The organism is Motilibacter deserti (genome assembly GCF_011250635.1).
GTDB lineage: Bacteria > Actinomycetota > Actinomycetes > Motilibacterales > Motilibacteraceae > Motilibacter_A > Motilibacter_A deserti.
On record NZ_JAANNP010000002.1, the window covers coordinates 680,736 to 693,294 of the forward strand.

Annotated in this window: 13 protein-coding genes; 6 read left to right on the forward strand and 7 right to left on the reverse strand. The window is 75.4% G+C overall.

Going from position 1 to position 12,559, the window contains the following annotated elements:
- Nucleotides 1-27 precede the first annotated feature (27 nt).
- Both G9H71_RS08015 and G9H71_RS08020 read right to left on the reverse strand, forming a co-directional pair.
- Complete coding sequence (locus G9H71_RS08015) at nucleotides 28-1,164, reverse strand: NAD(P)-binding domain-containing protein (protein ID WP_166280413.1); 1,137 nt, start codon at nucleotides 1,162-1,164, stop codon at nucleotides 28-30.
- Nucleotides 1,165-1,213: 49 nt separating this feature from the next.
- Nucleotides 1,214-2,878 carry an MFS transporter gene (locus tag G9H71_RS08020; protein ID WP_331272830.1) on the reverse strand — a complete coding sequence of 555 codons (1,665 nt, stop codon included), beginning with the start codon at nucleotides 2,876-2,878 and terminating at the stop codon, nucleotides 1,214-1,216.
- A gap of 154 nt (nucleotides 2,879-3,032) precedes the next feature.
- Here G9H71_RS08020 and G9H71_RS08025 point away from each other — a divergent pair, with 154 nt between their 5' ends.
- On the forward strand, nucleotides 3,033-4,172 hold the full coding sequence (locus G9H71_RS08025) for a DUF4192 domain-containing protein (protein ID WP_166280414.1): 1,140 nt from the start codon (nucleotides 3,033-3,035) through the stop codon (nucleotides 4,170-4,172).
- Here the strand turns inward: G9H71_RS08025 and G9H71_RS08030 are convergent.
- Nucleotides 4,114-4,944: an aldo/keto reductase gene (locus G9H71_RS08030; RefSeq protein ID WP_166280415.1), complete on the reverse strand. Its 831-nt coding sequence runs from the start codon at nucleotides 4,942-4,944 to the stop codon at nucleotides 4,114-4,116. The two genes, G9H71_RS08025 and G9H71_RS08030, sit on opposite strands and share 59 nt — an antisense overlap.
- A gap of 41 nt (nucleotides 4,945-4,985) precedes the next feature.
- Nucleotides 4,986-5,945: an SDR family NAD(P)-dependent oxidoreductase gene (locus G9H71_RS08035; protein WP_331272831.1), complete on the reverse strand. Its 960-nt coding sequence runs from the start codon at nucleotides 5,943-5,945 to the stop codon at nucleotides 4,986-4,988.
- Nucleotides 5,946-6,236: 291 nt separating this feature from the next.
- Here G9H71_RS08035 and G9H71_RS08040 point away from each other — a divergent pair, with 291 nt between their 5' ends.
- The 5 genes from G9H71_RS08040 (at nucleotide 6,237) to G9H71_RS08060 (ending at nucleotide 9,469) form a co-directional block, all read left to right on the forward strand.
- Nucleotides 6,237-6,776 carry a hypothetical protein gene (locus G9H71_RS08040; RefSeq protein WP_166280416.1) on the forward strand — a complete coding sequence of 180 codons (540 nt, stop codon included), beginning with the start codon at nucleotides 6,237-6,239 and terminating at the stop codon, nucleotides 6,774-6,776.
- A gap of 2 nt (nucleotides 6,777-6,778) precedes the next feature.
- Nucleotides 6,779-7,249 (forward strand): NUDIX domain-containing protein, encoded by a 471-nt coding sequence (locus G9H71_RS08045; protein ID WP_166280417.1) that lies wholly within the window; start codon nucleotides 6,779-6,781, stop codon nucleotides 7,247-7,249.
- A 76-nt stretch (nucleotides 7,250-7,325) separates the two neighbouring features.
- A complete protein-coding gene (locus G9H71_RS08050; protein ID WP_166280418.1) occupies nucleotides 7,326-7,730 on the forward strand; it encodes an ankyrin repeat domain-containing protein in 405 nt (134 codons plus the stop codon).
- Nucleotides 7,731-7,815: 85 nt separating this feature from the next.
- A complete protein-coding gene (locus G9H71_RS08055) occupies nucleotides 7,816-8,076 on the forward strand; it encodes a DUF5302 domain-containing protein (protein WP_166280419.1) in 261 nt (86 codons plus the stop codon).
- 106 nt (nucleotides 8,077-8,182) lie between these two features.
- The gene (locus tag G9H71_RS08060) at nucleotides 8,183-9,469 is read left to right on the forward strand and encodes a lamin tail domain-containing protein (protein ID WP_166280420.1); all 1,287 of its coding nucleotides are present in this window, start codon (nucleotides 8,183-8,185) and stop codon (nucleotides 9,467-9,469) included.
- Nucleotides 9,470-9,529: 60 nt separating this feature from the next.
- On the opposite strand, the gene G9H71_RS08065 is transcribed toward G9H71_RS08060, so the two are convergent.
- The 3 genes from G9H71_RS08065 to G9H71_RS08075 form a co-directional block, all read right to left on the reverse strand.
- A complete protein-coding gene (locus G9H71_RS08065) occupies nucleotides 9,530-10,057 on the reverse strand; it encodes a molybdenum cofactor biosysynthesis protein (protein WP_166280421.1) in 528 nt (175 codons plus the stop codon).
- Between the two features lie 7 nt (nucleotides 10,058-10,064).
- On the reverse strand, nucleotides 10,065-11,225 hold the full coding sequence (locus G9H71_RS08070) for an RtcB family protein (RefSeq protein WP_166280422.1): 1,161 nt from the start codon (nucleotides 11,223-11,225) through the stop codon (nucleotides 10,065-10,067).
- A 163-nt stretch (nucleotides 11,226-11,388) separates the two neighbouring features.
- Nucleotides 11,389-12,477, reverse strand: a complete 1,089-nt coding sequence (locus tag G9H71_RS08075) for an HNH endonuclease (protein WP_166280423.1) — start codon at nucleotides 12,475-12,477, stop codon at nucleotides 11,389-11,391.
- Between the last annotated feature and the right edge of the window lie 82 nt (nucleotides 12,478-12,559).

The window sequence follows — 12,559 nt, forward strand, 5'->3', positions numbered from 1 at the left end:
GAAGCACAACTGCAACCACTAGCGACACTACGCGGCCCCTCCGAGGGCGTCAACCATGCCCGTGCCGTCGGCGTGGTGCGCCTCGGCCCGGCCCCCCGCCTGTCCGAGCAGCGCCATCACGTCCCGTGCGGCCTGGCGGCCCGCCCGGCTCGCCCCGATCGTGCTCGCCGACGGCCCGTAGCCGACCAGGTGGAGCCGCGGGTCGGCCGCTGGGTGCGTCCCCTCCATCACGATGCCGCCGCCAGCTCCGCGCAGCCGCAGCGGCGCCAGGTGGTCGAGGGCCGCGCGGAACCCGGTGCACCACAGGATCACATCGGCGGCGAGCGTCCGGCCGTCGGCCCACGCCACCCCGTCGGGAGTGATGCGCTCGAACATCGGCAGCCGTTCCAGCGCCCCGCGCTCGCGGGCGGCGGCCACCGCGGGCGTCATGGCCAGCCCCGTGACGCTCACGACGCTGGCCGGAGGGCGGCCGGCGCGTACGGCCTCCTCGACCAGGGCGACCGCCGCCCGGCCCGCCTGCTCGTCGAAGGGCGCGTCGCGCCAGACCGGCGGCCGGCGGGTCACCCACGCCGTGTCGGCCACGGCCGAGACCTCGGCCAGCAGCTGCACCGCGGACGCCCCGCCGCCGACCACCACCACGCGGCGGCCGGCGAGCTCCGCGGGGCCGCGATAGTCGGCTGTGTGGAGCTGGCGGCCGCGGAAGGACTCCCGGCCGGGGTAGTAGGGCCAGAAGGGCCGCGTCCAGGTGCCTGTCGCGTTGACGACGGCCCGGGCAGACCAGGCTCCCGCGTCGGTGACGACGTCCAGCCGCCCGTCCCGTCCCTCGCGGACGGCCGAGACGCGCACCGGCCGGTGCACCGGCAGCCCGAACCGGGCCTCGTAGGCGGCGAAGTAGCGGGGGACGACGTCGGCCGCGGCTGCGTCGTCGTCGGGCTGGAGGAGCTCCATCCCGGGCAGGTCGGCGATGCGGTGCACCGTGCGCATCCGCAGCGAGCGCCACCGGTGCTGCCAGGCCCCGCCGGGGCCGGCGTCCGCGTCGAGCACGACCAGCTCCGCCTCCGGGCGGAGCCCGAGCTTCAGCAGGAAGTACGCCGACGACAGGCCCGCCTGCCCGGCCCCGACCACGACGACGTCGATCTCCTGCGTCCTGCCCGTGCTCGTCACGAGGACGGCAACGCCGCGGCCGTGGCCGGGCTTCCGCGGGCCGCGAAGGTCAGTGCGGGCGGTGACCGGCCGGGAACAGGTGGCTGGCCACCGGCGGCGGGTCCGACAGCGCGTGCGCCCGCTCCTCGGCCGCCTGGTCCGACCCGGTGAGCCGGCCCTCGTGCTGGCGCAGGTGCTCGCCCCACGACGGGACGAGGTACGCCTCGAGGAAGCGGCGCGGGTCCGCCCCGTCGCGGTAGACCTGCCAGCGGACCGCTCCCGTGCGCTGGGTGGCCCGGCGTACGCGCTCCATCGCGAGGAGGAACTCCTCCTCGTCCTGCTCGGCGATCGTGTAGAGCCGGGTCACCAGGACGGGGCCGTCGTCGGGGGCCGGCTCGAAGGCGAGCTCCGGCTCGGGCCAGAAGACCGCCGGGCTGCGGTCGAGGCCGTGGGTCTCGCGCAGGGGCCAGACCAGCACGCTCGCCGCTCCCAGCGCCATCGCAGCCGCGGCGGCGAGGTAGGCGGCGCGCAGGCCGAGGTGCTCGGCGACGAGGCCCCACCCGAAGGCACCGACGGCCTGCCCCCCGAAGAGCACGATCTGGTAGACCGCGAGCCCGCGGGCACGCACCCAGCCGGGGAGGAAGAGCTGCAGCGACGCGTTCATCGTCGACAGCACGCCGATCCAGCCCGCGCCTGCGGGCAGCAGCGCGAGCAGGACCAGCGGCAGCACGTCCCCGGCCACGACGACGGCCATGGCGGCTGCGTAGAGGCACGACGCGCCGGCTACGAGCGCGTTGGCCGAGAGCCGGGCCCGGGCCCGGGGCAGGAGGAACGCGCCGCCGACCGCGCCCACGCCCAGCGCGCCGAGCAGCACGCCGTAGCCGCTCGCGCCCATGTCGAGCCGGCGCGTCGCGACGAGCGGGAGCAGCGCCCACACCGCCATGGCCGGCACCACGAACAGCACGACCCGCAGCAGCAGCCGACGGACGACGGGGGAGTGGCGCACGTAGCGGCCGCCGGCCCGCAGCGCGAAGGCGAAGGGCTCGCGGTCCCGGGGGTCGTCCGGTGCCCGGCGCCAGCCGAGCAGGACCGCGGCGAACACCGCGAACGTGAGCGCGTTGAGCCCGAAGACCGCGGCGACGCCCACGTGCGAGATGAGCAGCCCGGCGACCGCGGGCCCGACCGCCCGGGCGAGGTTGACGCTGATCGAGCCCAGCGCCGCGGCCGAGGTGATCTGCGCCCGCGGGACGAGCTCCGGGATGAGCGCCTGGTAGGCCGGCGCCGTGACCGCCGCCCCGGCCCCGAGGGCGAAGGTGAGGGTGAGCAGGAGCGCGGGGCGCATCTGCCCGGCCGCGGTCAGCGCGGTCAGCACGGCGCCCACCGCGACCTGGAAGCCCTGCACGGCGAGCAGCAGCCGCCGCCGGTCGAACGAGTCGGCCAGCACGCCCGCCGGCAGCGCCAGCGCCACTACCGGGAGCGTCGAGGCGGTCTGGACGAGCGCGACCAGGGTGGAGGCGTTCGGCTCGTCGACGAGCAGCCACTGGGCGCCGACGGTCTGCATCCACGTGCCGATGTTGCTGACCAGGACGGCGATCCAGAGCGCGCGATACACCGGCACCGCGAGCGGGGCCCACGGCCCGGCCGGACCAGCCGGCCCCGCGGGCCCTGCCGGTGCGCCGGTCGTGCCGCCGGCCTGCAGGGCGCCGGTCTGGCCGACACCGGGAGTTGCTTCCACGGGCCTCGTTCTCCCCTCCTCCTCGAGCTTCGACCCTGCCGCCTTCGCGGGCCGATGTGGGCCACTATCCACAGCCTGGCGGGCCGTCCGGTGCCGTCCACAGATGAGCTCGGGCGGCCCCACGGGCATGCACGGCAGCACGAGGCTGTCGCGCATGGAACAGACCGTCGTACGCATGAACTGCCCCGCCGACCTGGTGTCGGCCCTCCCGCACCTCATCGGGTTCACCCCCGAGGAGAGCCTGGTCGTCGGCTGCCTGCACGGGCCGCGCAAGCGGCTCGGGGTGGTGATGCGCTTCGACCTGCCCGACCCCGAGGACGAGGAGCAGCTCGCCCTCGAGACCGTCGAGCGGGTGGCCGAGGAGGAGGCGGACGCGGTCTTCGTGGTGTGCGTGACCGGTGCTCCGGGCGGGGAGGCCGACCGCGACGGGCTGCCGCGCCGGCACCTCGTGGACCACCTGCTGGCCGAGGCGGCCTTCCTCGGCATCGGGTGGGCCGAGGTGCTGCTGGCCCGCGGTGGGCGCTGGTGGTCCTACGACTGCGAGGGGCCCTGCTGCCCGCCCGAGGGCACCCCGCTGCCCGCCGGGGGCACGCCTGCGGCGCTTCACTACGCCTCCGAGTCCGCGCTGAACGGGCGGGCGCCGCTGCCGGACCGCGCGGCGCTCGTCGCGTCGATCGAGCCGGACCTGCGCCCGCACCGGGCTGCCGGCCTGATGCTCGCGTCCGTTGCGGCCGGGCGGGCCGTGGACGAGGCGCTGCGCGCAGGCGGGCCCGAGCGGCTGCGGCGCGAGACCCTGGAGCTGCTGCGTGAGGCAGCCTCGCGCTACGCGTCGGGACGGCCCGGGGTCGACGACGTCGTCGCCGGCCGGATCGTCGGCGGCCTGGCGGACCTGACCACACGCGACCACGCCATGACCCTCGTGCTCGACGTGCCCGCGGCCGCGCTGATCGCGCTCTGGACCGATCTCGCCCGCACGACCGTCGGCCCGGACGCCGCGCCCGTGTGCACGCTGCTCGGGGCGGTGGCCTACGTGCGGGGCGACGGGGCGCTGGCGAACGTCGCGTTCGAGCGCGCGCTCGCCAACGACCCCGACTACTCGCTCGCCCGCCTGCTCAGCTCGGCCCTGCAGGACCAGGTCCCGCCACGGAGGCTCCGCGAGGTGTGCGTGGGCACCCGGGCCGACCTGCTCCGCAGCGGTGGCGGTCCAGCCCCGCGGCGTGCGAAGGGTGGGGCGGCTAGAAGGTCGCGGTCTCGGGGTCGGGCCCGAGCCGGCGGCCGGACGCGAGGCCGCTGATCGCGGCCATGTCGGCCTCGCCGAGCTCGAAGTCGAAGACCTCGAAGTTCGACCGGATCCGCTCCGGCGTCACGGACTTGGGGATCACGACGGTCCCGCGCTGGACGTGCCAGCGGAGCACGGCCTGGGCCGGCGTACGCCCGAGCCGCGTCGCGACGTCGACGACGGCGGGGTTCTCCAGCAGCCCCTTGCCGGCGCCGATCGGGCTCCACGCCTCGGTGACGATGCCGTGCTCGTCGTGGAAGGCGCGCAGCTCGTCCTGCGGGAGCTCGGGGTGCAGCTCGACCTGGTTCGTCGCGGGGACGACGCCGGTCTCGTCGAAGAGCCGCTGCAGATGGGCGACCGTGAAGTTGGAGACGCCGATGGCGCGCGCACGGCCCTCGGCGTAGATCCGCTCCAGGGCCTTCCACGACTCGACGTAGAGCCCACGCCGCGGGCTCGGCCAGTGGATGAGGTAGAGGTCGACGGTGTCGAGGCCGAGCTTGTCCAGGCTGGTGTCGAAGGCGCGCAGCGTGGCGTCGAAGCCCTGGTCCTCGTTCCAGACCTTGGTGGTGACGAAGAGCTCGTCGCGGGCGATGCCGCTGTCCGCGAGCGCCTTGCCCACGCCCTCCTCGTTGCCGTAGACCGCGGCCGTGTCGATCAGCCGGTAGCCCGCCTCGAGCGCCGTCGCCACCGGTGCGACCACCTCGTCCGGCGGGATCTGGAACACCCCGAAGCCGAGCATCGGGATCTCGACGCCGTTGTTCAGGGCTCGGGTGGGTACGCCGGTCATGGGGCCTCCATCGTGCGGTTCCGTGCTCTTCCCAGCCTCGCTCACCGGGCGGGGCCGGCCGCGTCCGGGTCCTGCGGCGCGGCCGGCGCGAGGACGTTGCCCGGGGTCGGCGGCACGTGGCCGGGGGCCAGCCCGAGCACGCGCAGCAGCGGCCCGACGAGGGCGTCGTAGACGGGAGGAAGGGCGACGAAGCCCAGCTGCACGACCCGGCTGGCCGGGCCCACCACGAGCTGCCGCCGCGGGCGGTCGAGGCAGGCGACCACGGCTGCGGCGACGGTCTCGGGGGAGTCGGCGGGGGGCGGCGGCGAGCCGAGCCGCCCGGCGTAGGTCGCGGCGCTCCGATAGATGGGCGTGTCGACCCCGGCCGGGGCGACGCTGCACACCGCGACCCCCGGTGCGTCGCGCGTCTCCTGCCGCAGCACCCGGGCCAGCCCGCGGACGGCCCACTTGGAGGAGACGTAGGACCCCATCAGGGGCGCCGTCGCCTTGTCCAGCACGGAGCCGAGGACGACGAACGTGCCGCCGTGCTGGGCGCGCATCCGGGGAAGGACGGCCTGCGCCGCGTGGACGACGCCGAGCACGTTGGTCTCGAGCACGGCGCGGAACACCTGCGCCGGCACGTCCTCGACCCGGCCGTACGCGATGACCCCCGCGGCGTGCACCCAGCCGTCGATGCGGCCGAAGGCCTCCTCGGCAGCCGTGGCGAGCCGCTCCATGTCCGCGGCGGAGCGCACGTCGGCCGGCACGACGAGCGCCCGGCCCGGGAGGGCGGCGCACTCGGCCGCCACGTCCCGCAGCCGCTGTGCCCCCCGGGCCGACAGCACGACCGAGTCGCCCCTCGCGAGGAGGGCCAGGGCGGTCGCGCGGCCGATACCGCTCGACGCCCCCACGACGACGACGGTGCGCGGCTCGGGCGGGGAGGGCGCGTGCCGGGCGGCGCGGGCGCGCAGCGGGACTCGCGGCCGGAGCGTGATCTTCGCCGGGTTGCGCCGGGCTCCCACCGACCGCCTCCTTCTCGCTCGTGCCCGCCGGGTCGTCGGCGCGACGGGACCGACCCTTGCACGGGCCGAGGGGGCGTGCATGTCGGGCGCGCGGGCCGGGGCCCGGCGCGGAGCCGCGGTCGGCGTGTGGTCCTCTGGGACCAGGTCGGTCGACAGGCTGCCGAGACCGTGCAGCGGTCGCCCGGGCCTGCAGGCACAGCGGGAGGGTCCGTGCGGGCAGGGCAGGCGGCGCACCGCGTTCGAGCGCGGCTGCGGCGGTCTCCCGCACGCAAGCTGGCCGCGGAGGCCCTCGTGGCGACGGCCCTGCGCCAGGTCACCTCGCTCGGCTACGTCCGGCTCGAGGACCGGCGGTGGCCCGACGCCGTGCCGCTCGGGCCGGGAGCCGTGCTCGTCGGGCCGGCGGGCGTCTTCGCCGTGGACGTGCTCCGGACGGGCCGGCCGCGACCGGGCGGGGCGGAGCGGCTGCTCGAGCGGCACTCCGTACGCCGCCGGCGTGCGCGGGCCGCGGGCGCGGCGGCCGCGATCGCCGGCCTGCTGCACCCGGCCCTCGGCCGGCACGTCTGTGCCGTGGTCGCCCTCGTCGGGGCCGACCCGCTGCCGGTGCGCTCGCTGCCCGAGGACGTACGCGCCGGCGACGTCGCCTCGCTGGTGGCCTGGCTCGCGGCCGAGCCGCAGCGGCTGAAGCCGCACGTCGCCGACCTCGTCGTCGACAGCCTGCGCCGGGGGCTGCCGCCCGCGCTGCCGATCGCCACTCCCTCGGTGCGCCAGGTGTCCGGGGTGGTGAACCCCCGGCCTCTCGCCGGGCTCTACGACCGCATCCGGAGGGGTTGAGCGTGCCGAAGCGGAGCGCGGGGCTGCTGCTGTGGCGCCGGCGCGAGGGGGTCGTCGAGGTGCTCCTGGCCCATCCGGGCGGGCCGCTGTTCGCCCGGCGCGACGACGGGGCGTGGAGCGTCCCCAAGGGGGAGTACACCGACGACGAGGAGCCGCTGGCCGCCGCACGCCGGGAGTTCCTGGAGGAGATCGGCACCGCGGCGCCGGACGGGGAGCCGTTCCCGCTCGGCGAGGCGCGCCAGTCCAGCGGCAAGGTGAACGTCGTCTGGGCGCTGCGCGGCGACCTCGACGTCACCGAGGTGCACAGCAACCTGTTCAGCATGGAGTGGCCGCCCCGCTCGGGCCGGCACCAGGAGTTCCCCGAGATCGACCGCGCCGCGTGGTTCGACCTGGAGACGGCTCGCCGCAAGATCTTCGCCAGCCAGCTGCCGTTCCTCGACCGGCTCGCGGAGCATGCGCACGACGACCGCTGAGGCGACGCCACAGGGCATCGGGCTCGAGGTGACGGGCGCGGCTCCCTTCTGGCAGCCCGGTCCCTACAGTGGGCGCATGCCCGAGCTCAACGAGGAAGAGCTGGCGTTCGCCGGCCGGATGTTCGACCTCGCGCGCGGCGGCGCGACGGACCAGCTGGCCGAGTACGTCGACGCGGGCCTTCCGGTGAACCTCACGAACAGCAAGGGCGACACCCTTCTGCTGCTGGCGGCCTACCACGACCACCCGGACACGGTGCGGGCCCTGCTCGAGCGCGGCGCGGACCACGCCCGCGTCAACGACAACGGCCAGACCGCCCTTGCCGCCGCAGTGTTCCGCCGTTCCGAGCAGACGGTGCGCGTGCTGCTCGACGCCGGTGCCGACCCTGCCCTGGGGCCTAAGTCCGCGCTGGTGATCGCAGAGTTCTTCGACCTGCCCGAGATGGCGGCGCTGCTCCGTCCGGCGCGGCCCACGCAGGGCTGAGGGGTACGCCGTGGCGGCGCTTCCGCCGCGAGTGGCACGATCGAGGCCTGCTCGTCCCCGTACGCCGTAGCCCCTGGAGGTTGCCATGGCCGACGAAGCCAACAAGCCCGCCGCCGACGACACCGAGGACACCGGCGCCAGGGACGCCGGCGCCAGGGACACCGGCACCAAGGACACCGGCGAGAGCGCCGGCAGTGCTGCGGACGACATGAAGGCGCGGTTCCGCGAGGCCCTCGCCCACAAGCAGGGTCACGGCGCCCCGGGCCGCCCGGGCAGCGGGCAGCCGCACCTGGGCGGGCACGCCAACGAGAAGGTCCAGCGCCAGTTCCGCCGCAAGTCCGGCTGAGCGGCGTACCGTCTGCGCAGCTTCAGGTCGAGGAAGACCGAGGCCGACACCCCTGGGGAGTCGGTCGTCCCGGCAGGGGCGGCACCGGTACGACGTGGAGCTCTGCGTGCGCTTGTGCAACACCCGTCGGCGGCACGCCCGCCCGGCGATCCTCGCCCTGCTGACGGCAATGGCCGCGACCGTGCTCGGTACGGCTTCCGCGCCGCCCGCGGAGGCGGCGACCACGGTCTACGGCAAGGTGACCTACGTCGCTGACGGCGACACGGTCGACGTCGACGTGGCCGGCGACGGCACGGCGAAGCCGGTGCGCGTCCGCGTCACGGGCATCAACGCCATGGAGCTCAGCGTCTACAGCACCAAGCTGTCGAGGCTGCGCGGGGACTGCCACGCGGTCGACGCGACGCGGCGGATGCACTCCCTCGTCATGGGCAAGCGGGTTCGGCTGCACGCTCGCGACCGGTCCGCGCGCAGCGGGAGCCGGCTGCGGCGCGACGTCGCTGTCAAGGTCAACGGCACGTGGCGCGACGTCGGCTCGATCCTGCTCGACGAGGGCCTCGCGCTCTGGCTGCCGAGCGGGGACGAGTACGAGCACAACGCCGACTATCTCGGGCGCGCGCAGCGGGCTGCGGCGAAGGGCATCGGCATCTGGGACACCGACGCCTGCGGCGGCGCCGGCGGGGGCGACCTGTCCCTGTCGGTGCAGTGGGACGCCCCCGGCCAGGACGCGGTCAACCTCAACGGCGAGCTCGTGGAGGTCTTCAACCCCAGCGCGGTGGCCGTGCCTCTGGGCAGCTGGCTCGTCCGCGACAGCGCGCTGCGGCACTACACGATCCCGAAGCACGTCGTCCTGCAGCCCTACTCCTCGCTGCGCATCCACGTCGGCAGCGGCCGCAACACCGCCACCGACCTCTACTGGGGCCTGCGGGCGCCGGTCTTCGAGAACGCCACGGCGGAGCCCACCTCGATGGGGGACGGCGGCTACCTGTTCGACCCGCGGGGCAACCTGCGCGCCTGGCAGATGTACCCCTGCGGCGACTACTGCCCGACTGCCGGCCTCGCCGGCCTCGTCGACGTCTCCGCCGTCGGCTTCGACCCCCCGGGGTTCGACGACGGCAAGGAGTACGTCCGGGTGCGCAACCTCAGCCCCGAGCCGGTGAGCCTCGACGGCTACGTCCTGCGCGCCGGGGCGCAGCTGTGGACCTTCCCGCCCGGTAGCGAGGTCGCTGCCGGCCGCGAGCTGACCGTGGTGTTCGGCAGCGGCGACCAGCGGGCGCTGACGCAGTTCACGGACACCTACGGCGCGGTGCTCGCGAACGCCGGTGGGACGGCGCGGGTGGCGAGCCCGGACGGGGTGGTCGTGGCGTGCTCGGCGTGGGGGACCGGCGCCTGCTGAGCCGGCGGCGGCCGAGCCGGGGCGTGCCTCGTGACGGTTGCCGAGCCGGCGCGTGCTCGGCTACGCGGGCAACGGGTGGGCCGTACGCAGCACCCCCGGCCCGCGTCGGAGGAGCCCGGACGTCTCGGGCCGGGCCCGCACCCCGCCGCGTCGCCGCATCGCGCGGAAGGCGCCCGGAGCGTAGACGACGTCCATCCAGGCGCACGGGTTGGCCGGGCGGCCGCCGGCGAACAGAACCGGCGGCCCGCCCGCCTCGAGGCTGAAGGCCCGCCGCGTCAGGGCGTCGACCGGTGCCCCGCGCAGGACGACGTTGCGCCGGGCCAGCAACGGGTCCAGCGCCGGGACGCCGAGCTCGTCGGCTACCGCCTCGAGCCCCTCGACCGCGAGCAGGGTGACCGACGCGTCGGCGTGAGCCGCCCGGCCGAAGTAGCGGTCCCCGCGGATGCCCTTGCCCGCGACGACCTCCACCTCCTCCGCGTCTCGGGTCGCCACCGCCAGCGGGCCGTCGGCCGGCCTGCCCTCGTAGGCGTGACCCGCCGAGACCAGCAGGTGCAGCACCTCGACCGGGTAGGCGTACGGCAGCTCCACCTGCGCGTCAGTCGCCCTTGACGTTGACCAGCTGGCGCAGCACGTGGCGCACCTCCACGAGATCCGCCGCGTCGGCCATCACCTGGTCGATGTCCTTGTAGGCCTGCGGGATCTCGTCGAGGAACGCGTCCGTGTCGCGGAACTCGATGCCCTTCATCGCCTCACGCAGCTGCGCGCGGGTGAAGGTGCGCCGCGCCGCGGACCGCGAGTAGACGCGGCCGGCGCCGTGTGGAGAGGAGTTCAGGGAATCGGCGTTCCCCTTTCCCTTCACGACGTAGCTCGCAGTCCCCATCGACCCGGGGATCAGCCCGTCCTGGCCCGTGCGTGCCTCGATGGCACCCTTGCGGCTCAGCCACACCTGCTTGCCGAAGTGCTCCTCGAGCTGGGTGAAGTTGTGGTGGCAGTTGATGCGCTCGACCTCCCGCACCGGCTCGCCCATCTCCCTGGCCAGGCAGCCGACGACGCGGTCCATCATCTCCTCGCGGTTGAGCAGCGCGAAGTGCTGCGCCCACCGCAGGTCGGTGATGTAGTCCTCGAACTCGGGCGTCCCCTCCTCGAGGTAGGCGAGGTCGCGGTCCGGCAGCCTGATGCCCTGCCGGTCCATGCTCGTCCTTGCCGCGCCGATGTGGTGCTGCGCGATGCGGTTGCCCACGCCGCGCGACCCGGAGTGGAGGAAGAGCCACACGGCACCGGTCTCGTCGGCGGTCACCTCGATGAAGTGGTTGCCGGAGCCGAGCGTCCCGAGCTGGAGCTCCCACCGCTTCGCGTAGGTGGAGGGGTCCTGGGTGACCGGCAGCGCCTTCAGCTCGTCGATGCGCGTCGCCGCGGTGTCCGTCAGGCGCCGGTTGTAGTTGCCGGCCGACAGCGGGATGGCCCGCTCGATCGAGGCACGAAGCGCCCCGAGCGGCCGGCGCAGGTCCTCGCGGCCGAACTGCGTACGCACCGCGATCATGCCGCAGCCGATGTCCACCCCTACGGCGGCCGGGATGATCGCCCCGAGCGTCGGGATCACCGAGCCGACCGTCGCACCCTTGCCGAGGTGGGCGTCGGGCATCAGCGCCAGGTGTGGGTAGATGAAGGGGAGTTCGCTGGTCCGCTGCGCCTGCTCCATGGTCTGCGGGTCGATCACTGAGGCCCAGTTGAGGAGCTTCGCCGTCAGCTGCTGCACTGCACTTCACCCTTTCCCATCCGTGGCACGCCTGCGGCCGCCGCACACGGTGCCACGGGTAGGGCGCGTCGTCCCACGTGTTTTCCCCCTGGACGGGCGTCGTACCGCACCGGGGGAGGCGGGCTGGCGGAAGCAGCCGGCGAGGCACTGCCCCTTGGATGCGTCAGGCGGCGAGCAGCGACCGGACGCGGGCGCCTTCGCTGCCGGCGGCGGGCTCGTACGCGCCGCGGCCCGCCCACAGCGGGAGCCCGGCGGCGACGCTCGCGTACGTCGCCAGCACCACTGCCTGCGTGCGGGCGTGCTCGACGGGCCAGCCGGCGAGCTCGCCACGGTCGTAGAGCCCACGTCGCCGGTGCCAGCGGAACACGAGCGACAGCGCCGGGAGCGCGCCGTCCCGATCGGCCGCGCAGCGCTCGTCGACCGCCACCAGGTTGGCCACCGCGTCCAGCGGGAAGCGCGACCACGGGACGAAGTGCTCGACCCGTGCCCGCCCGAGCGGCCCTCCGCAGGAGAAGCAGCGCCCGCCCTGCAGGTCGGCGAGGGGCTCGGCGAGCGGGCGGAGCCGGTCGACGTCGGGGCCGAAGAGGAAGCCCTCGACGGCGCCCAGTGCCTCCACCCGGTTGACCCGGGCGACGTGCTCGGCCCAGGACCGCTCGACGAGCGGGCGCACCAGCGGGCCGAGGCGTACCAGGGCCGACGCGACGCCGGGCAGCAGCACGACCGCGCGGTCATGGGCGTCGAGGTCGGCCTGGGTCGCCTTCCGGCCGAGCCACGAGTCGTCGTAGAGGAACGGCGGGACGCTCCCGCGGCGCAGTCCCGCGGGCGTCTGCAGGTCGGTCAGCGGCTGTTGCGCCAGGGTCAGCGCGATACGCCGCCGGGCCGCCGCGTACCTGGCCGGCAGCCGCACCGCCGCCTGGTGCGCGGTCTCGCTCCCGCCGGCCCGGGCGTCGGCCGCCAACGCCGCGACCTCCTCCAGCACCGCGAGGCGCGCTCCCGCGGCCTTGCCCTGGCCGAGCAGCACGCCGCCGGCGTACGGCCGCGTCTGCCGCCAGTAGAGCTCGACCACGCGGTCCGCGAGCGCGTCGATCGACACGGGCAACGCCGGGCCCGGGCTGCCCCGCCCCGACTCCGCAGCCGCGTCCAACAGCGCGAGGGCGCACGCGAGCCGGAGCGTGCTGTCCCGCCGCCCGGCCGACAGCAGCGCGACGAGGCGCTGCCCGACCGCGAGCTCGTCCAGCAACGGCGGGGACACGGGACCAAGGGTGCCACTCGGGCGTGCTCGACCTCGCGGAGCGCTCGAACCCGCCGGACAACGGCTCGGTCCCCCGACGCGG